The sequence below is a fragment of the Candidatus Brachybacter algidus genome (assembly GCF_016707225.1).
GTDB lineage: Bacteria > Bacteroidota > Bacteroidia > Chitinophagales > Saprospiraceae > Parvibacillus > Parvibacillus algidus.
In genome coordinates this window covers 574,339-598,267 of record NZ_JADJID010000002.1, presented here as the reverse complement: position 1 = coordinate 598,267, position 23,929 = coordinate 574,339, and the positions used below count along the sequence as shown (strand labels likewise).

At 36.6% G+C, this 23,929-nt stretch carries 18 protein-coding genes; 4 read left to right on the top strand and 14 right to left on the bottom strand.

The genetic code is table 11. The annotated features are described in order from the left end of the window. Positions 1–440: 440 nt before the first annotated feature. The gene (locus tag IPI15_RS08410) at positions 441–1,979 is read right to left on the bottom strand and encodes a hypothetical protein (protein ID WP_287419875.1); all 1,539 of its coding nucleotides are present in this window, start codon (positions 1,977–1,979) and stop codon (positions 441–443) included. A gap of 181 nt (positions 1,980–2,160) precedes the next feature. Between IPI15_RS08410 and IPI15_RS08405 the strand changes: the two genes are divergently transcribed. The 4 genes from IPI15_RS08405 to leuB all read left to right on the top strand — a co-directional run bounded on the left by IPI15_RS08405 (position 2,161) and on the right by leuB (position 6,685). Next, complete coding sequence (locus IPI15_RS08405) at positions 2,161–3,324, top strand: 2-isopropylmalate synthase (protein ID WP_287419873.1); 1,164 nt, start codon at positions 2,161–2,163, stop codon at positions 3,322–3,324. A 145-nt stretch (positions 3,325–3,469) separates the two neighbouring features. Continuing rightward, positions 3,470–4,876, top strand: coding sequence for a 3-isopropylmalate dehydratase large subunit (gene leuC / locus IPI15_RS08400; RefSeq protein WP_287419871.1), 1,407 nt, complete (start codon positions 3,470–3,472; stop codon positions 4,874–4,876). Positions 4,877–4,967: 91 nt separating this feature from the next. Continuing rightward, positions 4,968–5,558 carry a 3-isopropylmalate dehydratase small subunit gene (gene leuD / locus IPI15_RS08395; protein WP_287419870.1) on the top strand — a complete coding sequence of 197 codons (591 nt, stop codon included), beginning with the start codon at positions 4,968–4,970 and terminating at the stop codon, positions 5,556–5,558. A gap of 11 nt (positions 5,559–5,569) precedes the next feature. Then, positions 5,570–6,685 carry a 3-isopropylmalate dehydrogenase gene (gene leuB, locus IPI15_RS08390; protein WP_287419869.1) on the top strand — a complete coding sequence of 372 codons (1,116 nt, stop codon included), beginning with the start codon at positions 5,570–5,572 and terminating at the stop codon, positions 6,683–6,685. Positions 6,686–6,758: 73 nt separating this feature from the next. On the opposite strand, the gene IPI15_RS08385 is transcribed toward leuB, so the two are convergent. The 13 genes from IPI15_RS08385 to IPI15_RS08325 all read right to left on the bottom strand — a co-directional run bounded on the left by IPI15_RS08385 (position 6,759) and on the right by IPI15_RS08325 (position 23,928). Continuing rightward, positions 6,759–7,481 (bottom strand): hypothetical protein, encoded by a 723-nt coding sequence (locus IPI15_RS08385; RefSeq protein ID WP_287419867.1) that lies wholly within the window; start codon positions 7,479–7,481, stop codon positions 6,759–6,761. Between the two features lie 106 nt (positions 7,482–7,587). After that, positions 7,588–8,403: a hypothetical protein gene (locus IPI15_RS08380; protein ID WP_287419866.1), complete on the bottom strand. Its 816-nt coding sequence runs from the start codon at positions 8,401–8,403 to the stop codon at positions 7,588–7,590. Between the two features lies 1 nt (position 8,404). Then, positions 8,405–9,163: a hypothetical protein gene (locus IPI15_RS08375; RefSeq protein WP_287419864.1), complete on the bottom strand. Its 759-nt coding sequence runs from the start codon at positions 9,161–9,163 to the stop codon at positions 8,405–8,407. 5 nt (positions 9,164–9,168) lie between these two features. Next, entirely contained in the window at positions 9,169–13,059 is a 3,891-nt protein-coding gene (locus IPI15_RS08370) for an HsdR family type I site-specific deoxyribonuclease (RefSeq protein WP_287419862.1), read from the bottom strand. Between the two features lie 2 nt (positions 13,060–13,061). Beyond that, positions 13,062–15,092: a hypothetical protein gene (locus IPI15_RS08365; RefSeq protein ID WP_287419860.1), complete on the bottom strand. Its 2,031-nt coding sequence runs from the start codon at positions 15,090–15,092 to the stop codon at positions 13,062–13,064. Between the two features lie 4 nt (positions 15,093–15,096). Then, a complete protein-coding gene (locus tag IPI15_RS08360) occupies positions 15,097–16,368 on the bottom strand; it encodes a restriction endonuclease subunit S (protein ID WP_287419858.1) in 1,272 nt (423 codons plus the stop codon). Then, positions 16,358–17,911 carry a type I restriction-modification system subunit M gene (locus IPI15_RS08355; RefSeq protein WP_287419856.1) on the bottom strand — a complete coding sequence of 518 codons (1,554 nt, stop codon included), beginning with the start codon at positions 17,909–17,911 and terminating at the stop codon, positions 16,358–16,360. Before IPI15_RS08355 ends, IPI15_RS08360 begins: the two co-directional genes overlap by 11 nt. Before the next feature lie 96 nt (positions 17,912–18,007). Further along, on the bottom strand, positions 18,008–18,742 hold the full coding sequence (locus tag IPI15_RS08350; protein ID WP_287419854.1) for a hypothetical protein: 735 nt from the start codon (positions 18,740–18,742) through the stop codon (positions 18,008–18,010). 129 nt (positions 18,743–18,871) lie between these two features. After that, positions 18,872–19,858: a nucleotidyl transferase AbiEii/AbiGii toxin family protein gene (locus IPI15_RS08345; protein ID WP_287419852.1), complete on the bottom strand. Its 987-nt coding sequence runs from the start codon at positions 19,856–19,858 to the stop codon at positions 18,872–18,874. Next, positions 19,855–20,580, bottom strand: a complete 726-nt coding sequence (locus IPI15_RS08340; protein ID WP_287419850.1) for a type IV toxin-antitoxin system AbiEi family antitoxin domain-containing protein — start codon at positions 20,578–20,580, stop codon at positions 19,855–19,857. Before IPI15_RS08340 ends, IPI15_RS08345 begins: the two co-directional genes overlap by 4 nt. Positions 20,581–20,758: 178 nt before the next feature. Then, entirely contained in the window at positions 20,759–21,265 is a 507-nt protein-coding gene (locus IPI15_RS08335) for a DNA-deoxyinosine glycosylase (protein ID WP_287419849.1), read from the bottom strand. Between the two features lie 94 nt (positions 21,266–21,359). Beyond that, entirely contained in the window at positions 21,360–21,794 is a 435-nt protein-coding gene (locus tag IPI15_RS08330) for a hypothetical protein (protein WP_287419848.1), read from the bottom strand. 70 nt (positions 21,795–21,864) lie between these two features. Further along, positions 21,865–23,928, bottom strand: coding sequence for a TonB-dependent receptor (locus IPI15_RS08325; protein WP_287419846.1), 2,064 nt, complete (start codon positions 23,926–23,928; stop codon positions 21,865–21,867). Position 23,929 lies beyond the last annotated feature (1 nt).

The window sequence follows — 23,929 nt, the reverse complement described above, 5'->3', positions numbered from 1 at the left end:
TTTTATTTCGTTAATTTACTGTCGTGTCGGTCTTTTAGGGTGAGTGCTAACTCGTTTATATGTCTTAATTTATCATACCAAGCGAACCAATTTAGATCGCTTGGTCTGATTTTTGTTCTACTTATTTGTGCTAAGATACTTATACTTTATAAATCATCGAATGTATGTAAGCCATCAGTCAATTAAGGTGATTGTCGGCAATTGTTCTAAAAAAATGAGGACAAAGGTCAAAGGTCAGTTGTCAGAAGCTAGATACTAGACACTAGACAATTAGCCACGTGCTCAATACCCAATCATCATCCTTGCATACCATCATACTGCAATACTGACATACTGATATACTGATATATTGATATACTGATATACTGACATACTGATATACTGACATACTGATATACTGACATACTGATATACTGATATACTGATATCCTATCAACCTATCATCCTTTCATAAACTTCCTCCGTATCACCTCCTCGACAGCCATATTCTCAATTTTGCTGTCTAACCAACTTACTATGTCTAAATATTGGTAAGATCGACGGTTATATTTACTGGTGCTAATTATTTCCAATTTATTTCTCAGCTCAACAAAAGATTTTTTTACATCATGCGGATTAGATGAAAGAGATTTTTTTAGAAATTCAAAGATCTGAGTAAGAACGGCATCAAGGCTTTCCATTTTGGATAGGAATCTATACACCGATTTAATCAAATGTTCTACCAACTGTAAGTTATCCAATTCGTAATGAGCTATCAAGTGAAGTAGTCTTGCGAAGCATTGGATGTCACTGCGCAGATGTCCTACTTTCAAATTAATTATTTTATTCAAATATTCTATTGCTTGTTCATTGTCACCTGACCCAAAATAAAGGCTGGCGATCTTGTAATAAAAGACCAAGACTCTATGGATGTCGATATATTGATGGTATTGACCGAGTTTCGTTTCAATTGGTTTGATTAATTCTAAGCCTTCCGTAAAGGTTCCTTCCAGAAAATGCTTATTTAATTTTGCAGTATATAAATACACAAAAGTTTGCTTTTCCAGATTTTCATTGAACGTAGAACTTTGGGCATAAAATTGCTCTAAATTCTCTATTTCTAGATTCATTTTTTGATGCCTTCCCAGAATAAATAAAGCATTCAGGAGATTATGCACTGCTTTGAGATATAAAAAAGGATTCTCTTTTTTTGCCTCCGGATGTTTCGTAAAAAGATCAACCCACTTTTCAGCATGACGATAATATCGCGTCGTATCCAACGTGATCATATAATACCAGCAATAACTTTGATGCAGGTATGCCTTGCCATAAAAACTGATTTGATCTTCCTTAATGCTGAATAAATTATCCTTGAATTGTCGTTCAATTTCCCGACTTTGAACTTCATCCTTTACAGGACCATTTTCAAGAAATAATCCGTAAAGTTTCAAAGCAATATTTGATAAATTTGTCACCTCATTTATCTGATTAATTGCAAAATTAGTCTCACCAATAAGCTCTTCAGCTCGTCCTTTAAGGCTTCTGGTAATGTGTCTTGATTCGATATCTTTTTCGAATTGGAGAATTTCCAGGGTAATAATAAAATGACTATGTGCCTTTGCTACGAGCTTTACTTTGGCCAATATCTTTAAAGCCTGTTGCGTCAAGCCTCTATTGTACAATATTTTAGCAAAATCCATCTGCTCCCTGATCTGGATCTCTACATTTTTGGAAGTATGGAGCAATCGCAGTGCAACCAGAATCTCACCATACAAATGCCCTTTAATATTGGGCAATTGCTGTCGACTTATATCAGGTATTTTTTTTAAAATATGCTCTTCATTGTAAGACGCACTGCCATCGATTACATCAAAGAGTTTAACAAACTTTGCTGATTCATTTGCCTGATTTCTGGAGATGTACAATTTGAAATGCCGTTTTTCTGCTGCTGAAAGCGACATGATCAGCATGAAAATCGGTTCATTTATATTGTTTGACATCGTAAAATTTGAATTTAATTATGCCCTGTTTACAAAGCTTTTGACAAAATATTCGTGTTTTAAATATCGTATTTCAGCAAGTTTATGTTTTCGAAGACTTGGCAACAACCATTATTTTCGTCGTTCAAAGATCAACCTACTGATTACGATCAGACAATTTTAAACATTAATATTAATATAAATGGCAACAAATAAAATTTTCATCTTTGATACCACGCTACGCGACGGCGAACAAGTACCGGGATGTAAATTGAACAGTAGAGAAAAAATAGACCTGGCTCTTAAATTAGAAGGCCTTGGTGTAGATATCATAGAGGCTGGATTCCCGATCTCCTCTCCGGGTGATTTTGAATCTGTAAAGGAAATATCTAAAGTAATTAAAAATGCAACAGTTTGCGGACTTACCAGAGCCGTCCAAAAAGATATTGAAGTTGCTGCAGAAGCATTGAAATATGCACATCGTCCAAGAATTCATACAGGTATCGGCACTTCTGACCTGCACATAAAAGCAAAATTTAACGCTACTCAAGATGAGATTTTACAAAGAGCTATTCAGGCTGTTAAATGGGCAAAAAACTTTGTAGACGACGTAGAGTTCTACGCAGAAGATGCCGGCCGCACTGACAATGAATACCTCGCTCGGGTCATCGAAGCTGTTATAAAAGCAGGTGCCACTACAGTTAATATTCCTGATACTACAGGCTATTGCCTGCCACATCAATACGGAGAAAAAATAGCATATCTGGCCAATAATGTGCCAAATATCGACAAAGCAGTGATCTCGTGTCACTGCCACAACGACCTTGGGATGGCAACTGCTAACGCAATTGCGGGCGCAATAGCAGGAGCCAGACAAATCGAATGTACCATCAACGGATTAGGCGAAAGAGCCGGAAACACTTCATTGGAGGAAGTTGCCATGATCATTCAACAACACCGTTCCCTTGGTTTTCACACCAACATCGACAGCCGTCAACTGAATCCGATGAGCCGCATCATCTCCGATGTCATGCGCATGCCGGTGCAGCCAAACAAAGCGATCGTGGGAAGTAATGCATTCTCCCATTCCTCAGGAATTCATCAGGATGGCTTCCTGAAAGATGCCCTAACGTACGAAAGTATCAATCCTGATGACGTAGGTGCTGACAGTTCCAAGATATTATTGACCGCCAGAAGTGGCCGAAGTGCTTTGGCATTCAGATTTCAAAAACTTGGTTTCCAGTTTGACAGGGATCAGGTGGACAACTTATATCATGAATTTGTAAAAGTTGCCGACCTCAAAAAAGAAGTCAACGACGAAGACCTTAGCAATCTTGCCAAAATCTTTTCCCGCCAAGCCGTCTAAAGTTCCTAATTTAACACAAAATATGAATCAGTACGAATGTCCCCCTTTGGAGGGGGCCAAGGGGGTGGACTTATCAGAAATTTATTATATTTTTCAATTAAAAATGGTTCTACTATTCATACCTTACGTAAATAATTAACCCACAATGTCCAAAACACTTTTCGAAAAAATCTGGGACCGACATCTAGTCAAAACCATCGAAGATGGCCCCTCAGTCCTATACATCGATAAACATCTCATTCACGAAGTCACAAGCCCACAAGCATTTGCCGGAATAGAAAAACGTGGATTAAAGATCTTTCGGCCGGACAGTATAGTCGCCACAGCGGATCACAATGTACCGACCAAGGATCAGCATTTACCCATCAAAGAAGAACTTGGACGTATTCAGGTGGATACCTTGATAAATAACTGTAAAAATCATGGCATTGAGTTGTACGGTCTTGGCCATCCTTATCAAGGTATTGTGCACGTAATAGGTCCGGAATTGGGCATTACCCAACCGGGGATGACTATCGTTTGCGGAGATAGTCATACAAGCACGCATGGTGCATTTGGCTCAATAGCCTTTGGCATCGGAACAAGCGAGGTGGAAATGGTTTTCGCCACACAATGTGTATTGCAGACAAAGCCAAAACAAATGCGGATAAACGTAAATGGGAAATTAGGACCGGGTGTTTTATCCAAGGACATTGTGCTGTACATTTTATCAAAGATCTCTGCAAGTGGCGCTACCGGATATGCAGTAGAGTATGCAGGTGATTCATTCAAAAGCCTTTCGATGGAAGGAAGAATGACTGTGTGCAATATGAGTATTGAAATGGGTGCTCGTTGCGGATTGATTGCTCCTGATCAGACTACATTTGATTATGTGGAAGGACGAACTTTTGCTCCAAAAGGACAAGAATGGGATCAAAAATTGTTAGAATGGAAGTCGCTTTTCAGTGATGAAAATGCAGTTTTTGATAAAGAGTTCTTCTTTGATGCTGCTGATATTGAACCAATGATCACTTACGGAACTAATCCCGGGATGGGTATTGGGGTCAATGACTTTGTGCCAAGTAAGGAATCAGTGGATGAAAAAGACAGAGCATCTTTTGTCAAAGCGATGGAATATATGGGTATAAAACCCGGCGCAGCCATCAGTGGACAGAAGATCGATTATGTCTTTATCGGAAGCTGCACGAATAGTCGGATCGAAGATCTTCGTTTGGTCGCTGAGTTTGTTATAGGCAAGAAAAAAGCTGACGATGTCGAAGTTTGGATCGTTCCGGGTAGCAAACAAGTCGAGCAACAAGCAATTGCAGAAGGCATTGACAAGGTATTTCAAGCAGCCGGATTTCAATTGCGGCAGCCTGGCTGCAGTGCCTGCCTTGCTATGAACGAAGACAAAATTCCTGCCGGAAAATATTGCATCAGCACTAGTAATCGCAACTTCGAAGGACGACAAGGCGCCGGTGCCCGCACACTTTTGGCAAGCCCATTAATGGCCGCCGCTGCTGCTATTACCGGCAGAGTCACCGACGTAAGTCAATTAATTAATAATGAATAATTGCTTTCGGAGCACTGATTTCCCTCTTTGGAGGGGGCTAGGGGGAGGCTATCCTCATCAACAAGAATACAAATATCTACATCACAAACACATGCCTAAGAACAAACTAAACGCCATCACCTCCACCTTTGTCCCAATCAACATCGAGAACATCGACACCGATCAGATTATACCCGCACGTTTCCTGAAAGGTACTACCCGGGATGGATTTGGAGTAAATTTATTCCGTGATTGGAGGTATGAAAACGATGATGTAAATAGACCAAAAAAAGATTTTCAGTTGAATCAATCTAAGTTTAAAGGGCAAATTCTTGTCGCAGGAAAAAACTTCGGATGTGGTTCGTCTCGAGAGCATGCAGCTTGGGCTATTTTGGATGCAGGATTTCAAGTAGTGGTCAGCAGTTTTTTTGCTGATATATTTAAGAATAATGCACTTAATAATGGCGTTCTACCTGTGACAGTCAGTGAAGATTTTCTTGACAAAATATTTTCTTTGGGGAACGAATCAACCTTGACAATTGATTTACCAAATCAAACAATTACAATTGATGCAACATACGAATTTGAAAATTTTGAAATCAATCATTACAAAAAGGAATGTATGTTGAATGGCTATGATGACATAGACTATTTGTTATCAATAAAAGAGGACATTATCCAGTTTGAAAATCAAACAGCTTAAAAAGTTAAACTATGTTTAAGAAAATAGCCATTTTAAAAGGTGATGGCATCGGTCCTGAAGTGACTAATCAATCATTAAAAGTGCTGAATGCCATCGCTGAAAAATTCAACCATAAATTTGAATATGCTGAGGGCTTGATAGGTGCACACGCCATCGACAAAACAGGAGATCCTTTACCCGCAGCTACTCTGGATATTTGTTTGGACAGTGATGCCATCTTATTTGGCGCCATTGGACACCCCAAATATGACAACGACCCTACAGCTAAGGTTCGACCGGAGCAAGGTCTTTTGGGCCTAAGAAAAGCACTCCAATTGTTTGCCAATATCCGTCCTGTGACAAGTTATAGCAGTTTGCATTTTCTCTCACCTCTGAAAACTAAAATTATAGAAGGGGTAGATTTTGTAATTTATCGTGAGTTGACGGGAGGTATTTATTTTGGAAAAAAGGAATTAAATGAAGCAGGAGATTGTGCTTCAGATGACTGTGTATACACGAGTGCAGAAATAGAACGTATAGCTCATCTAGCTTTTAAAGCTGCTCAACAACGTCGCAAGAAATTAACACTCGTTGACAAAGCCAATGTCCTTGAAACATCAAGGTTATGGAGAAAAGTCGTTCAATATTTGTCTGCCATTTATCCTGATGTAACTGTCGATTATTTATATGTGGACAATGCTGCGATGCAGATCATCCTCAATCCGAGACAATTTGACGTCATTCTCACAGAAAATATGTTTGGCGATATCATTAGCGATGAAGCGAGTGTCATCAGTGGCTCCCTCGGACTATTGCCATCTTCATCTATTGGAGTAAAAACTGCTTTGTTTGAACCTATTCACGGCTCATATCCGCAAGCAGCAGGACTCGATATCGCCAATCCGATTGGTTCAATATTATCTGCAGCCATGTTGCTGGATCATCTTGAATTAACGGAAGAAGCGGCTCTGGTAAGAAAGGCGGTAAGTTGGACGATTGAACATAAATTTGTCACCAAGGACATCGACCCTGTCAATAATTACTATACCTCCACTATTGGAGAAATGATCGTCGAATATGTCGAAAAAAATGATTTGGAAGAGATCCATCCGCTGAATATAGAATTAAGGAAGTCGACAATAATATAAAAAAGAAATATTAATTCTTATTGAAGACAATATTTTAGAAAATAAATGTTGTATTAAATTTCAATTAGAATTATTAAGTTTTACGGCCCAACCTTACATGAATCCCGGCACTCAGCGCCGACCTTACAAAAGTCCCTTTGTCTCTTAACTCATACAACAAGCCCAGATTTCCCTGGAATTTAATCCTATCTGATCCAATTCGAATAGTAAGAGCCGGTTCAAATAAATAATATGGGCGATCAGAATTCAATAGGTTCACAAGATCGTAATTGTATGGATCAAGCACAGGATCAATGTCAGAAGTAAATTTACTGTAATCCAGCCTGCTGAATCTCGTCGTAAAAGCACTTTCAAAAATTCTGGATTTATAACCTATGGAAGGTTGAATAAAAATCCGGTTGTAATTCATATCAGCCTGGTAATAACCGATGCTATCAGATCTGTAGTGGTGATGCTGGTCACCCAAACCTCCGCCGGCGTAAACTGCAAGATGTAATCTACCTTTATTTGTAAAATATCCGATCCCGACTTCACCCATTTTACCTAAGCCATAATCATTAATTTTATCCTCCACACCTTTTACATAAATAAAATTACCCATTACACCAATGTGGTCTGTCGCTGAATACGCTACCTGTCCTTCCACTCCGTCTATGCGATCATTAAATGAATAATTTCCGGCTAAGGTCAACTCTCCTGCGCCACTATGCATAGGGACATTCGGTGTGAGCGGGTAAAAGTATTTATGAGTACAGCCGGTTGTAACAAATGTTAAAATAAGAATTATATTTTTCATGAAAGTAAATTATAATTGTAATGTAAAGCATTAATTTTAAAGAATAATTCCTTTTAAATTAATGCTTTATCAAGTAGACTGAAAATAATTTACAAAAGAATCAATTTTATTGCTCATGATTTATTATTGCCCTAAACTCTTCTGAAAGAGATTCAATTTCCTTAAAATCACGAGCGAAGTTATATTTCTCAGCGTATAGTTTATCTGGATTAAATTTATTGAAGTTCCTTACCTTGTCCGAACCATTAGTTTGATTGTAAAATCCCCAAAACCATAAATCTTCAAATATAATTGGACTATCCGGATTTAATGATTTCATTCTAAACAATTCATTTAACAAATAAAAGTCTCTACTTGCTTCAAACTTTATATTTTTTCCGTGAAAGCCTAAAATTTGATTTAGGGCAGATGTTATTACCACATCTACTGCTATCATAAGTTTATTTTCATCAAATTTATATCCTTCCATTTCTAATAAATCGTATTTGAATGTAAGGTTTAAATTTCGAACTGTTAGTGCAGCTATTTTGAGACCCATCCCTGGAATCGAATACAAACTTTCAAAAAGTACTCTTTCATCCATATTTGTGGTGTTGAAATGCTTTTCAAGTATTGCAAAAAAAGTATTTTGATTTATTTTTTTTGTATAATTAAGCTCCATAAAAAGTGGTTCCAAATCTTTCATTGCCTTGCCAATTAATTTCAGACTTGGTTGGGATGATGTGTATAAACATTCAAGAAGTATTCGACGAAAGTTGTCTCCAAATGGAGCATTAGGATTTAGACTACCTTTTAAATTATTGAGTTGATAATCATGATTAAATTGAGAATTATTAACGAGAAAATTAACCAGTTTCTTAAGTTGAGGAATTTTAGTTTCAAAAGCATTTTTTAATACTTCATTTCTTTCTGTTGATTTCATATTAATTTTTTATTATTTTTTCAAAATTCATTTTATAATTAAAAAGAAGCTTTAAATCAGATTCCTTAATATCTACTAATCTTTTGAAGCTATGTTTTTGGATAAAGGATTTAACTTCATTATCTTCAATTTTTGAATTAAATAATTCTTGGCTAAAAATTTGAACTTCCTCCTTAATAAAGCTAGCTGCAAATAATTGAAATTCATCATTATGTTTTTCAACAAATTCTTTCCTTGCTTTTTGAGCAGCACCAGAAAAGTGAATGATTTTATGGATATCACTATTAGGAAAAATCCTTTGTAATTCAATTTCTGGTTTATCTCCAATTGAAATAATTTTAGCAGAATCAGTTTTTAGAGTTTCGAATTCTTTTTTTAGATGGGGTCTCCAAAAATTATACATTACCTTTCGGACTACATTGGCAGAATCAATATTCATCGCTGACTTCGAGACATCTGTAATATGGTAGTTAGATGTTAAATATTTGTTTATGGCAAAATGTAATAAGTAGTCTCCTTTCGAAAAAATGAAATTTCTGAAACCTTTGGAAATTAATTTATTTGCGTTATCCACTGTACCCCATTTGCCAAATGATGGCTCCATTGCTACAAAGAAATAGTCCACCTTTTTCGTAGGCATGAAATTGGGAAGATAAACTACATCAAAATTATGACCCAAGCTTTTAAGTTTATCAATGGATTTTATTCCAAGCACTTTTTCTTCTTCTATTAAGTTATTTAAGTTATCTATAAACTCCATCTTAATTACTTATTCTTCTTAAAATTCTCCGCCTGCTCAAAGATCTCCACATATACCTCATCGCGTGCCACCGGAGGGTAGCCAAATTCATCAAGCAACAGGATTAGACCTACTTTCAATGTTGCTTTAATATCTTCCCTTTTATTCCAATCAGGGAATTTAGCCTGAGTTTCAACTAGATTTTTAACTGCTTTTGCGAGAACGATGAGTTTGTCTTCCGGATAGTTGAAGTCATATTTGGCACACAACATCTTAAGGATATCGTAAAATGCCTTTTCTTCAAAGTCAATACCCAACGCCTCACCTGCTGAGAACTCTTTGTGTACTTCCATGATGAGATTGGTCAATTGTTCAGCCATTTCTTCATAAACCTCACTGCGAAGGATGTCGTTGGCATCTCTTTGATTGTAGCGATCCACGAGTGTTTGCATTTTTTTGGTAAAGTCAACACCTTTTACCTTGTTGACTTTTTTCATCTCCTTGATCACCTTTGCAAGGAGCTGTTGCAATAACTTTATTTTCGTATTTGGCAATTTTATCTTGTCGATCTTAGCAAGGTAGTCAGCATCAAAAATATCTTGTTGTGTTCCATCTTCACCGAGTTTCAGTATTTCCTCCACTCCATCACTGGCCAGTGCATCCTTGATCATTTCCCTGACTCTTGCATTCATCTGAGAAATATCAGGAGCATCTCCTTTGGTGAGTTTAAATACGATAGACCTCACAGCTATGTAAAAATGTGTCAGGTCTTTTTCATGTTGAGTTACGAGCTCACTTCCGGAACAAATATCATACGCTGCCTTCAGCCGCTTGACCAATCCCATAAACCGGGTTTCTTCTTCCTTGGTCTTTTGAATAAATTCAGCAGCGAGATTGAGTGTATTCAGCTGTTCCATTGTATTGCCAATGAAATATTTGATGTTATCAAAAGTGTGGAACAACTTATTTAACAGATCCAGATGATTTCTTACGATAATAAGTGACTCTGCAATGTCTTCAAAATTATCTTTGTCCCCTGTATTGTATTTGGCCAGGGCCATGTTCATCTGGTTTTTGATGCCGATGTAATCTACTATTAATCCCTTATTTTTATTCTTGTATTTCCTGTTAACTCTGGAAATCGTCTGGATAAGATTATGTTGCTGAACCGCCTTATCTATATACATAGTGTCCAAACATGGAACATCAAACCCAGTCAGCCACATATCCACCACAATTGCAACTTTGAAATTCGAGTTTTCATCTTTAAATTGCCGATCAAGTTCTTTTTTATATTCCTTCGTCCCCAGCAAATTATACAGAACCTCATCATCATCCTTATCACGCGTCATCACCATCCTCACCTGGGAAGGATGAAGCTCCAGCTTCATCCACTTATCCTCCTGCTCCAGCTTCATCCACTTATCCTCCTGCTCCTGCTTCACCCCATCTCCCCCCACTTCCTCCTTTCCTTCCCTCCTTATCGTGCATCCTCTGAATCTATACGCCGCACTTCCAGCCGGTAAATGCGCCTTATCCGGGTTATTCAAAATATAATTGATAGTATTGTTAAAATGATCGCCGTCTCTTATAAATCGATCCCAGGATTCCGACATCCAAAATTCTGTAGCATCTTTTGGGATGTTTAAACCATATTTTTTATTGTTTTTTAGCGCCCATTTTCCAGTGAAAGATTTCCAGGATTGGAGGATCTTGGATAGATCGCTGTTGTCTTTAATCAGGACGTGTACATGATTAGGCATAATACTCCAAGCCAGAAGATTATATCGATCACCATCGTGAAACATTAGCGCGTCTTGCATTACTTGGGCCATTTCTGGATGGGCTAATGCACAACTACCCAATCCTCGATCTAAATACTTTTCATATTTTTTTCTTTTTTGGATTTCATAATCATCTCCCTTAAAGTTTTTTAATTCTTCCTCACTACATCTTAATGCTTCCTGATGCAAACTGTCTGCTAACCTGAATGTAATGAATTGTATCAGGCCTAGTTTGTTTCGATGGGGTAACTTACCTGTGTGCCATTCTTCCGGAAAACCAAAGTTGGTGGTGAAGGAGTCCGCGTAGTTGGCATCAGGAAAAGAGCCGGAGCTCTTTTCTCCCAGGACCCTCGCACTTAATAGTTCTATTACATTTTTATAAAAATCGTATGCGATCTCTCTCGTACTACAAACAAACATTGCCTTTCCCTTTACTGTAGATCCCTCTGAAACACGAGTTTCATAATGATGTACAAAGTCTTCCGCCAATACTTTTAAACGCTTTGGGTCACCCAAAATAGAATTCATATTGGCGACTGTCTCCTTGCTTTTTTCAATCTGATATTCATTGGCACCTGCAGCGGCAACTTCTGCATAATATTGTTCTATTTTCTCCAACTCCGTATTGTGTAGTGCGACCTTGGCAGCCCTGCCTTCATAGACGATGCGCACTGTGATCTCATCATTGACTGATTCCGTCATGGTGTATGTATCAGCCACCTTACCAAATACATCCAGCGTAGCATCTATTGGAGTACCTGTGAATCCTACAAAAGTGGCATTGGGCAATGAATCATGCAAATATTTAGCAAAGCCAAAAGTCTTTTTCACACCCTTTGAAGTGATTTTGACTTTCTGATCGAGATTGACCTGGCTTCTATGCGCCTCGTCAGAGATGCAGATGACATTGCTTCGGTCAGTAAGAAGGGCCGCATCTTCGGTAAACTTATGGATGGTGGTCAGAAATACGCCTCCACTCTGCCTTCCTTGCAAATGTTTGCGCAGATCCATACGGCTTTCCACACTAATGATCGTATTATCTCCGATGAATCCCTTAGCATTCGTAAATTGTTCAGAAAGCTGAGTATCCAGATCAACTCTGTCAGTGATGAGTACGATGGTCGGGCTGTTGAAGTGAATACTTTTCATGATCAGCCTCGTGAGGTACAGCATCGTAAAACTCTTGCCACATCCGGTAGCGCCGAAGTAAGTCCCACCTTTACCATTGCCTTCCGGTTTCTGAGCGGACTTTATAGTATCAAAAAGTCGTTTAGCAGCATAATACTGGGGATATCGGCAAACGATCTTTTCATTCTTTTTTGAAGAATCGGGAATATAAATAAAATTGCGGATGATGTCCCTCAATCTGTTTTTATCGAACATGCCGCTTATCAAGGTAAACATGCTGTCTATGCCATTGACATCTTTTGCCAGACCATCTACTCGTCTCCATGCATAATAAAAATCGTAGGATGCGTAAAATGAACCTGCCTTACTATTGACACCGTCGCTGATGACACAAAACGTATTGTATTTAAATAATTCCGGAATATCTCTTTTGTAGCGGGTGGTTAATTGTTTGAAAGCATCTTCCAGATTGACTTCTTCTCTGATCGTACTCTTAAACTCAAATACTACTAATGGAAGTCCATTGATATACACGATGCCATCAGGAATTCTTTTTTCCGTACCAACTATCTCACATTGGGTAACAAACTTATAAATATTAAAATCTGAAGTCGTAGCCACCTTTGGATCACCGATGACATCCAGATCATTACTGACGAATTGTTCATCCAGTCCTTTGTAATCAATCAGCTCAATATGAATATCCTTGTCGTTGCGGTCTGCTCTTTTCAGGATGAAGCCATCTGAAAGCCAATTGATTATTTTTTTGTTGCTTTCATAAAGATCTGATGAAGGAAGGGATTTAAGTTGAAGTATGATAGATTTTGCTTCATTCAAGGTCAGTCGTTTGCTTTCATATCGATTGAGAAAATAGGTTATTAAATCAGCTTCAATAATTACTTCTTCCGGAGCTCGAATAATGGTATCACCGGTAAAATGCGGATACCCCTCCTGCGAAAGGAGTTCAATAAAAGCATTTTCAAGTTTTTGTTCGGTGAATTTCATATTTATGATGAAGGTAACCCTAACTTGTCAAAAAATGCTTTATTTCTCTCTCTTGCCATGTTTGATAAACGATCAAAAGATATAACTTCTATGTATGAATTGTATCTTTTATGATGTCCAAAATATCCCATTTTATCAGATGTAATTCTCAAATCTAAAAAATCACATCTTTCTTTAATCGTAGGTGTAATATCGCAAATAACATAACAGAAACCCGGGATATGCTTAGAATCTGGAATAGGTCTTCCTGCAGCAGTAACTGCATTTCCTTCTCTAACTCTATTCAAATAATTTAGAGCTTGCTCAATAGGGTCCTTTTCCTCACCCGCTTTTGCGTCATTTCTCATAGGTCTTTTTATCTCAACAACTGTAATAGTTCCAAGTGGCAAACTGTCTCCATCATTGACTAATAAGGGATTATCGTACACATTTAAACCAAGTATATCAGGTTCTTTATTAGATTTTGAGTCAGTGATTGGCATAGAATTTATAGTTTTATCGGAAGCTAAGTAATTGTGAAATGCCAAACGTTCATCTACAAGCCATAAATTGCTATCCTCAAACCTAACTTCATCACTTACCTTTTGCATAGGCATGATAAGTTTGTGTAAAACTTCCTCTTTTGAATATTTACCATCTTTGCCTTTTTGAATTGCATAATTAAGTATGTCAAGAATAACTTTTCTATGCGCTACATAATTTGCTAAATCTGATCTTTTTAAATCACTTGCTTTTGATAAATATTTATCAATACGTTTATTATAATCTTCTTTTTTAAGGCCATTTGGCACCATTAAATCATGCCCATCTGCTAGTAATTCTGTTTCAAATGCCATTAGAAGTAGATGCAACTTAATGTCCAATTCTTTATCCGTGATATTTGGATCAACAATTTTTTCTTTTTCAGATATATGATCCAATATTGGCCTATATTTAGGTGCTTTTGAATGAACAAAATCCGTTAACCTCTTGATACCTATTAATTTGTTTTCTTGCAAGTATTTATCTAAATATTCTGTTATAATTACTAAAGCGTTCTCTCTAATTTCGTTAAATGATATTTCTAAATCAGCGTAAATTCCTTCTACTGTTTCCGAAATATTAAATCCAAACCTTTCTGGATTCACTTTTTCTGTTAAATAGCTAGAAGTAAGAAAACACAAATAGGCAAAGTTCTCATTTCCATCATTCAAAATGCCAAATAAGCCAGGGATTTTCCCTTGTAGATTCTCTTCCTTAACAACTCTACTTGCAGCACTATAATTAATACTATGTTTGTTTTGTAAGGAGGATTTCAACTTAACATGAGTAATTTCGAAAACAGTTGATTTAATCTCAAAAGAATCTTTGTCAGATGCATTTATCATTAAATTCTCATAATCCTTTTGTAATGAAATTCTTTCATTATTATCTACAATAATTATTTCTGGGGCACCCCCTTCTCTAATAAAGTACCATAAACAATGCTCTAGTAGATCATGGGCAATTGATTGAGGCAACTTCTTTAAGTATTTTGAATATTCTTTGCGAATATTTTTCAATTTAATTGAAGTTTCAATTTTTGCGTTTGGTGTGATATCGATATTTTCATTATGGATATCATTATCAACATTGAAATCAAATTGTCTAGTTTTAATTTGTAAATTTTCTCCAAATGAGCTTTTAACACATACTTGGCTAAATGCCTTAAGCCATAATAACCTTCCTACCCCTCGACAGCCAAGCGAGATTTTATGTTCAGAGTCTAAAATTTGAAATGATTTATGATTATCTGAATTAAAACCGACTCCATTATCTATAATTTCAAAGCCAATAATATCAGATTTTGTATCTTCAAATGCGGAAGATTGAGGAGACCTTATTATACTAATTGTGATATTTCCTTCAACAGTTGAAGAGTAAGTACCCATATTTATTGCTGCATCAATAGAATGGATGGAATTGACGACTGCCTCAAAAAGCGGATGAAGAGCATGGGTCAAAGGAAGATTTGTATTTCTTAAGCGACCTTTTAAACTGGTATTAAGGCTCATATGATTAATTTTCTAATTTAGTTAAATCTGAAAGCAAAAAGGTTTTGAAATCATTTAATTTTTGATTTTGTGAACTTTTTGTTTCATTCATTTTTGCTATCGCAATAGTTTTGTTAGTAAAATTCTCTTCAATATTTCTGATAGGAATTAATATAGCTACTTTTTTTAATTCCGATAACTTAATTCCAAAAACTGTGGTTCCTGATGACCTACCTTCTAACTCCTGTTTTGCAAGGGGCGTATTTAGCCATAAATGTAAATACCAACCTGAAATAATTTGTTTTTTTGTTCGGATAGCAAAAAGCCTCTGACTTAATGCAATTCTGGAATTAATAGCCAAATAATATGTTTCTCCAAGTGGTGCTTCTGAAGTTAAGATAACATCATCGACTGCTAGTTCTGGGTTCATCCATGAATTATAGTTTATCTTATTCACATAGGGAATAGTATCATGTTTAACAATTTTGCCATTGTTAATATTCATTGCTGAAATAACAGGATATTTAAACTCTTCACTATAATTTTGTAAATTCAATATCGATTTACTTTTTCCTCTTTTAGAAATAAAATATTCTATAATTTGATGAAAATGCTTAATTTCCCATTTCTCAGGAATATCCTTTCTTAATTCCTCACACCATACCATCTTTCCACCACTACTCCTATAAGGCTTCCCTTCCTCATCAGGAAATTCAAACTCCACAAACCACCTCTTATATATCGTCTGCGCAGTTTCCTCCAACTTTTTTATAATTTGATTATTTAGTTGTATCCGATCCTGAATGACATTGTACTCTTTGACTATTTCTCGCTGCTTTTGAATGGAGGGCACAGGTAGTTTCATGTCACAAAAATCTTCCCATTCTAAACTACCTCGCACGCCACCAACTGCATGAAAACAAGCTTCTCTATCAAACTCTTCCCTGGAAAACCACATCATGAGATATTCAGGATCTAACATTGAAGAATCAACAACTTCAAACACCGGATAAGCTTGAGAAATTATTGCTTCGTTAACTTCTTTAAGAAGTGCAATCGGCATTTTCTTATCTCGCCTCACCTGCATTGTACTGCAAGCAAATTGGTTTTTTAGTATTATTTTATAATTTTCCATATCGGTACCTATAATGTTAGCTACTGACGGAATAAATTTTTTTGAAATACTTAATCCTAAAAGGTTTTGAACTTTTAATCCCTTATTTCTTATATCAACTAATTGAATAAAATCTCCTATTCTTTTATAAATTGTCTTTTTGGCAAAAGCACTATAACTCATATCCAAGCTCTTTAAATACCTTTAATAAGTCCTGCTTGGATGTTTCCTCTTGATGAAAAAGATCTTTGAATTCTGATCGAAGAGATTTCATTTTTTCATCAAAATCAATATGCTCATCCCGGTTTACAAATTCAATGTATTTACTCGGCACCAAAGAAAAATCTTTTTTTATAACCTCTTCTATGCTTGCCGAATAACAATATTCCGGAACATCAGTATATGAGTTATTCTCCTGTTGCCAATCATGATAGGTAGCTGCGATGAATTTGACTTGCTCTTCACTAAACTGGATAAATTTTTTCTCAAAAGGCTCACCAATCTGCCTCAAATCCATAAATAGAATTTCTTGTTGTCTATTTCTATAATGCCTCTCTTCATCTCCAATACTTCTGCTGTGAGCTTGTTTGTTTTTATTAAGAATCCATACAGTTACACTGATGTTCGTGGTGTAAAACATATCTTGCGGTAATACCATAATAGCCTCAACGATGTTATTCTCAATCAACTTCCTCCTAATCTTATACTCTTCACCACCTCCACTGAGCGCACCATTTGCAAGGATAAAACCTGCAACTCCATTTTCCGAAAGTTTGGAGACCATATTGAGGATCCAGCCATAATTGGCGTTACTTTTTGGAGGAACTTCATATCCTCTCCAGCGTGGATCGTCTTTGAGTTCATCTGCACCGCGCCAGTCCTTTTGATTAAATGGAGGATTGGCCATGATAAAGTCAGCTTTCAGGTCTTTGTGTTGATCATCACCAAATGTGTCTGCTGCTTTTTCTCCAAGATTTGCTGATATGCCCCGGATGGCGAGATTCATCTTTGCAAGTTTATAGGTGGTATTGGTATATTCCTGCCCATAGATGGAGATCTCCTTTTTACTCCCGTAATGATTTTCTATAAACTTAATGGACTGAACGAACATACCACCGGAACCACAGGCAGGGTCATAGATGATTCCCTTATATGGTTCGATCATTTCTGCAATTAGATTCACAATACTTTTAGGAGTATAAAACTCTCCCTTTCCCTTGCCCTCTGCCAGTGCAAATTTCGAAAGGAAATATTCATACACCCTTCCGACGATATCTTGAGACTTGTCTTTGAGTGTGTCTATTTCATTGATCGTATCGAGTAAGGATGACAGCTTTGTGATGTCAAGTCCAAGACGCGAGAAGTAATTATCCGGTAAAGCTCCTTTTAGCGCGTTGTTGTTTTTTTCAATATTGTGCAGCGCAGTATCTATCTTAAGTGCGATGTCATTCTGTTTCGCATTCATCATGATGTAAGACCAACGGGAGATCTCATCCAGAAAGAAGACATTGTGCATATTGTAAAAGTCAGCCATCTCAATGTACTTCTCCTTACCATCCGCAATCAGCTCCTTCCTATGCGCCTCAAATTTATCACTTGCAAACTTGAGAAAGATCAATCCAAGGACGACATGTTTATACTCTGCCGGTTCTACACTGCCTCTTAGTTTGTTGGCAGAATCCCACAGGGTTTCTTCGATTGATTTTGTTTTGGTTTGTTTGGCCATTTGACGCTTAATATGATGTAAAGAAAATAAAGGTAATAAAAATGTTTTAGGTCATAGACACTAAGGAGCTTATACTTCAAAACACTTCATCTTCTTTCAATAAAAGTCAAAGCGAGACCCATTACATTTAAAGCAAATTCCACTTTCTACATGTTTATATTGTGGAAACCAACCTGCACCATAACATCTTGTACAAACTTCCCTTTTGGACAACAATTTTCCATTGATGTCTAAAATATCAATAACCGAATTCTTATGAAGATTTTCATGACATGGCCAGCAAAGAGTTTCAAGGGCCTCATCAGGATACTCCCACGCCATTTTGCCTTCCTGATAATATTTATGATGGATGTTTAAGTTTCTTAAATAAAGCCACTTCTTTAAATCCATCTGTTGGTTGATATCTTCTTTTGATAGTGTTGAATATTTAAAAGCAGAAGATATATTATTTTTTAAGCTATATCTCTCTTCATTATGATAAATCGAAGCGTATGTAATTATACTACTTCTTACTTGCTCAGGTTGAAAAGGAAAATCAATATCGATTACACTAAATAATATTTGATGATTATCCTCAAATTTGTAAAAACAGATTTTCCCACTTAATTGCTTAAAATCAAGTCGGTTAGGAGTATTACAAAATATTATTTTAGCATTTATATAATCCCAAATTTTTGATTTGAAAGTTGTTTGCGCTTCCAACACTCCAAACATTAAATTTTCATGATAACTATTGTTCAAACACTTATGGCATGTCATATTGTCTCGTTCAAGTATCAGCTTTCTTCGTGTTTTCCATTCAACGGTCTCAAGTTGCTCTGCGTAATTCATTATTATTGTATTAAGAATATAAATAATTAGCCCAATAAGAAGTCTTTATTATCAACCTATCTATTACTGTACATGATGAAATTTGATCTTAATATGTTAAAGTAAAAAAATATTATTCTTTCGACACTCCTAAATTTTTTCCACTTTAATCGGCCAGCCAATAGAACCAATTTTCTCTTTAACCATTTTCATCGTTGCAAGCACATCTAAGAAATTTGGTAAATCACCATGAACTAAATTCTTAAAATCACCATTATAGGTTTCACTTAATCCATTCCATATATCTTCAAGATCTTTAAATATCATCGCATCTTTCGGATGATTTTTCAACCATTGATTATTGCTTTTATAACTAGTCTTATCATCCTGGGCAACTTTACTCAGCATTTCTTCAAAATCTCCACTTTGGAAAAATGAATTGAGCTTTTTATTTTGCAATAGTTGATGTATATCATAAACGTGTCTGATTTTCTTTTTAAGATCATTTATAGCATCATCTGAATACGAAAATCGGACAAGGCTCATGATTTTTTCACACAGTGTACGACGGGGATGTAACACTTTAACTTCGAATGGTCTCAATCCATATTGGTCAATGAAGGCTCCTTGATCCGTGCTTTCCATCATTTCCGATATATACGTCCGAACAAATTTGGATTCATAAGGCTCAAAATTACCCAACCAGGTGACTTCCAAAACGATTACATCCCTGATCTGTCCGTATGCTCCTTGAAATTCTTTTTCATAAGTATGAGCAGTCTTCCTTATGTTACCCTTTTTATTCGTTACACCTCCAATCTCTACTTCCGGTAGTTGAGCGGTTAAAACTTTTCCAAGTTCTCTTATCTTGATTTTCATTTGTGCGTCAGACTCTCCATCCTTTCTTAGTACAGTTAAATCTATGTCTTCTGAAAAGCGATCAATCAATTTATAACATTTGGACAAAGCTGTACCTCCTTTAAATATTGCATCTGCTCCAAGGGGATCTGTGAAAATGGTGTACAACGCATGTGTCACCCAATAGTCCTTTTCAATATAAATTTCAGGAATTCCTTTCTGCTGTGCCGTTGTCTGAACAGCTTGTCTGAATAATTTTTTATTTTCGTGGAGATTCATATTATATTCCAATTTTGGGTATTAGGTAATATTTTATCTGCTCCTTTTATTTTATACTTTGTAATAGGATTTAAAGATTTGTACAAACCTAGTATAAATCCTATATGTCCTAAATCCTCAAGAATGGCTCCAAGTAATGCTCTTGTTGCAGGAGGATATTTAAGTGCTAATCTTACTATGGTATATAGATCCAAAGCAGGCACTTCTTCAATTATTGCAATTAATCTTTTGAGTGATTGCTCAATGGTGCTATCGGGAATTTTTTTAATGAAACGAATTGCATCCAGTACTTGAAACATAGGAATATTGTCTTTGGTAATCGTATTCTTTTGTTTAATGAATGAAATATTATATCTGTTTCTCTTGAAAGCCGGGGCGGTAACATTTTTTCCTATTTGAATAGTATTGCTCACCTGTGTCGTCAATCCCAACTTATTATAGATACTTAAACAAGTCAGATATCCGATAAGCTTGCCATCATCTTCCAGCAAGTCTTTCACAATTTGCTCCTGGTTAGGTTGAAGATCACCAAATGGTGTCCTTTCCGGTTTATAATATTTACCTTTTGAAAGCTTTTCTATTTTGCCGGAGGCAACCATCCTATTGAGTGCTTTTATTACAGCTTCCTTTCTTTCCACCTCCAAATGAAAGTCCTCATAGGTGAAGACATAACCCTGAGGAAATCTATTGAGCTTCGATGTAATAATATCAGTGGTCTTCATGACTTTCATTAAGTCACAAAGGTAATAGAAATGTCCAGTTTTTTAATTAAAAAACTGGACATTTCTGAAAAATATTTTATTATGTATGGAATTTATAACTTCGCAACAAGTTGCGAAGTTAGTTCAGCGACTTCAAATTTCTAATAATGAGAGGCAAGCAGTCTTCAATTTCTATAATTCAACCCTCGCCAAACAACTTCTCCTTCCACTGCTCAACCATCCTGTCCATCAACATCCTAGCATTCGCAGGACTGGAACTCGGCAATAAAACATAATTTATTTCGTCCTTCTTCTGAAAATATTTATTAAAAAGTGATTCTGCCTTTCTCCCGTTAAAAGCAATGATTTTTAGATTTTGGTGATCATTAATAAAAATTTCAAGGTCGTTCTGGATTTCATTCAATATAGCGGTATCGAGACTTCCAATTCGATGCGCTGAATGTACCACATCCCAAAGTGCAATTTTGGATATCTTCAACAATTTGACTTTCTCCTCATAATCCTGAGGTAATTCATGCTCTGTTATTGCCGCAATTAACTTCCAAAACTTATTCTGCGCATGACCATAATACTCCTGCAATTCCAAAGACTTTTCTCCCGGTAGCGAACCAAGTATCAGTATCTCAGCGTCATGATTTGAGATGGGAAGGAAGGAAGATTTAAGTGGGTTCATTTCATCATTCATGTTATATTTCTTATAAAAAATTAGAAATTGGAAGTTAGAAATTAGAATGGCGCTCCGTGAGTATTACCCATTACTTATTACTCATTACCCATTACTACTCCGCCTTATACCTTGTATACTCCACCGCACCAATCATCAGTTTGTCCCCATCTCTGCTCACACTCTCCGTTTCCGTACTTTTCAAATCCGGCCGCACCATCGACAATCTGTCTCCTTTCAACTTCCAACTGCCTTCCCACATAGTAGCTTCTCCATCAGGGCCTTGAATATGCAATCTACCGTCTTCAAAAAAGTCGAGCGATATTTTATCGGTTTTTGTTTCCCAGCCGTATGTGCCTTCTGTTGAGATGAGGAATTCCCATAACTCTGTTTCTTTGATTTTTAATTCCTCCTCTGACATTACTTCCTCTTCAGCCTGAAGTGTATCTGTTGACACAACTGCTACTTTTTCTTTTGAAGGTCCGCTGCAGGCATGGAATAGTAAAGAGGTCATTAGTACCAACCCAGAAATTAAAACTGCCCTTTTCATAAATATATTTTTTAAAATGTTTTACGAATATATCAAACAAACATCAAACAACAAACTCCAAACCACATTGTCACAATTTCAATTTCAAACTAACTACAAAATTTCGCCCCGGAGCCGGATTATAATAACGTCCTCCCAAAGCATTGATATCATTGCCGGAACTGTATCGTGCATTCAATAAATTGTCTACACCTCCATTGAGATTAATTACTGATTTACCAAATTTAAAACTTTTTTCTATTTTAACCTGAAGCAAATCATAAGATTTGGCAGATACAGAATTGGCATCATTGAGTGGTAAACTTCCTACATATGTGTGCATCATAGACAAACTAAATCCCTTCTGAAATTCGATAAATATCCCTGAGACAATAACCTTATCAGGTACTCCGGTCAGTTTATTTCCGGAAAAATTATCCTCGCCAGAGAAGTAATCTCTAAATTTAAAATCATTAATTGTAGTTGAATTAAAAAGAGAAACTGAATGAATTAGCGTCCTCGAAATACTCGATTTAATTAATTTATAATTAATCGAACATTCAATTCCGTTTTGATTAGTTCCTCCCGAATTGATAAAAAATTCTGCTCCCGAACTATCTACCTGCCTGACAATTGCATCTTCCAATTGATAATGAAATGCAGCCACATCTATTTTTAACCGCTTATTATTAAATCGAAGACCCGCCTCATAGTTCCACCCACTTTCAGGTTTCAGGTTTTGATAGATGAAATTATTGGAAGGAAGAACTTCAGCTGTAGTAGGTGGAGAATATCCCCTGCTCACAGATGCTCTTAGTAATACCTGCCTTCCCAATCTTAGACTGCTGGCCAGTCTGGGCATCCATTGCGGATCAAAATCGGTTTTTAATTTTGGAACTTCTTTGAATACATGCTGGGCATTGGTAAGACTTACTGAACCTTCCACTACCCAGTTATTAAACCAGATACTTTGAAATCTTGTGAAATAAAAATGCTGGGTACTTAGAATACTACTTCCACTTTGCAGATTTCCTTTTTCACCACCATTATTATCATAATTATTTATTTCAGCAGCTGTTTGTTGCCATTCCAGTCCTGTATTCCAGTTCCAGTTTAAAAGACTTTTTGAATTCAATTTACTGACCAATTCTATACTCGTACGCAATCCGTATGTATTTTCTCCACGGATTTCATAATTGGTAATAAATGGATTTTTGAAGTCAACTCTGGACCCAAATATTGAAATTTTATGACTCAGTCTCGAATTAAATTCATATCGGTGATTCGCTCCCATGAAGATAGATTTGAGATATACGCCTGCCTTTTGTGCTTCCGATCCGGGCAATGTCGGTGTGGCATATCTTGCCGATCTTGGATTAAATTCAAGTTGTATTTGATTAAGGCCACCCGGAGTTTCATAATGCATATTTGCAGCAAACAAGAATAATTTCAAAGTTCCTTTTTCTGAATATTGCCATCTATCTGATAGGCGGATCGTGGCCCGACGCATTGCAGAATTATCTCTGTATCCGTCCGATCTTTGGAAAGACTGTTGAATAGATCTTAGATGGGGTCCGAACCTTTCACTACCTGACAACTGTTCGGTGAATAAACCGTAAGAGCCTGTTGAAAGCTTTATCTCGGAGGGAGTATCCGTATTTACTCCTGTAGGAAGAATGTGAACAACTCCTCCGGTATTTGCCCCAAAAAGACTGCCATCGGGGCCTTTAATGATTTCCAGAGAAGTTTGATCGTTAAAATCCAACATGTTCAAATAAGTATTTCCTCCGGCATCTGTGAGCGGATATTCCTCGAGATAAACTTTTACATTTCTAACCCCAAAAGGGGAACGCAATAAACTTCCGCGTATAGAAAACCGGTAACTTCCAGGTGAACGCTCCTCCATGCGGACTCCGGGAATAGAATTGACTACCGGGAGTAATTCACTTTGTAATCGGTATTTCATGATGGATGAATCAAGAAGAGCCACAGAAGAAGGACTTGTGAAGGCGGATAATTTACCTGGATAAGCCGTGATTATTACCTCCGTTAGGGTGTCAGTTATGGCATTGGAAGAGCTATTTTGAATTTCTTGTGAAAATAAATAGTTGGTAGTAAACAATAAAATTAATGCAAAATGATAAAAGACTTTCATG

Excerpts from the sequence above, each read along its gene's own strand:
- IPI15_RS08370 (WP_287419862.1), bottom strand. The coding sequence starts at position 13,059 with ATGAAATTCACCGAACAAAAACTTGAAAATGCTTTTATTGAACTCCTT.
- leuC (WP_287419871.1), top strand. The coding sequence starts at position 3,470 with ATGTCCAAAACACTTTTCGAAAAAATCTGGGACCGACATCTAGTCAAA.
- IPI15_RS08340 (WP_287419850.1), bottom strand. The coding sequence starts at position 20,580 with ATGAAGACCACTGATATTATTACATCGAAGCTCAATAGATTTCCTCAG.
- IPI15_RS08350 (WP_287419854.1), bottom strand. The coding sequence starts at position 18,742 with ATGAATTACGCAGAGCAACTTGAGACCGTTGAATGGAAAACACGAAGA.
- leuB (WP_287419869.1), top strand. The coding sequence starts at position 5,570 with ATGTTTAAGAAAATAGCCATTTTAAAAGGTGATGGCATCGGTCCTGAA.
- IPI15_RS08385 (WP_287419867.1), bottom strand. The coding sequence starts at position 7,481 with ATGAAAAATATAATTCTTATTTTAACATTTGTTACAACCGGCTGTACT.
- IPI15_RS08410 (WP_287419875.1), bottom strand. The coding sequence starts at position 1,979 with ATGTCAAACAATATAAATGAACCGATTTTCATGCTGATCATGTCGCTT.
- IPI15_RS08380 (WP_287419866.1), bottom strand. The coding sequence starts at position 8,403 with ATGAAATCAACAGAAAGAAATGAAGTATTAAAAAATGCTTTTGAAACT.
- IPI15_RS08325 (WP_287419846.1), bottom strand. The coding sequence starts at position 23,928 with ATGAAAGTCTTTTATCATTTTGCATTAATTTTATTGTTTACTACCAAC.
- IPI15_RS08355 (WP_287419856.1), bottom strand. The coding sequence starts at position 17,911 with ATGGCCAAACAAACCAAAACAAAATCAATCGAAGAAACCCTGTGGGAT.
- IPI15_RS08365 (WP_287419860.1), bottom strand. The coding sequence starts at position 15,092 with ATGAGCCTTAATACCAGTTTAAAAGGTCGCTTAAGAAATACAAATCTT.
- IPI15_RS08345 (WP_287419852.1), bottom strand. The coding sequence starts at position 19,858 with ATGAATCTCCACGAAAATAAAAAATTATTCAGACAAGCTGTTCAGACA.
- IPI15_RS08405 (WP_287419873.1), top strand. The coding sequence starts at position 2,161 with ATGGCAACAAATAAAATTTTCATCTTTGATACCACGCTACGCGACGGC.
- IPI15_RS08360 (WP_287419858.1), bottom strand. The coding sequence starts at position 16,368 with ATGAGTTATAGTGCTTTTGCCAAAAAGACAATTTATAAAAGAATAGGA.
- leuD (WP_287419870.1), top strand. The coding sequence starts at position 4,968 with ATGCCTAAGAACAAACTAAACGCCATCACCTCCACCTTTGTCCCAATC.
- IPI15_RS08330 (WP_287419848.1), bottom strand. The coding sequence starts at position 21,794 with ATGAAAAGGGCAGTTTTAATTTCTGGGTTGGTACTAATGACCTCTTTA.
- IPI15_RS08335 (WP_287419849.1), bottom strand. The coding sequence starts at position 21,265 with ATGAATGATGAAATGAACCCACTTAAATCTTCCTTCCTTCCCATCTCA.
- IPI15_RS08375 (WP_287419864.1), bottom strand. The coding sequence starts at position 9,163 with ATGGAGTTTATAGATAACTTAAATAACTTAATAGAAGAAGAAAAAGTG.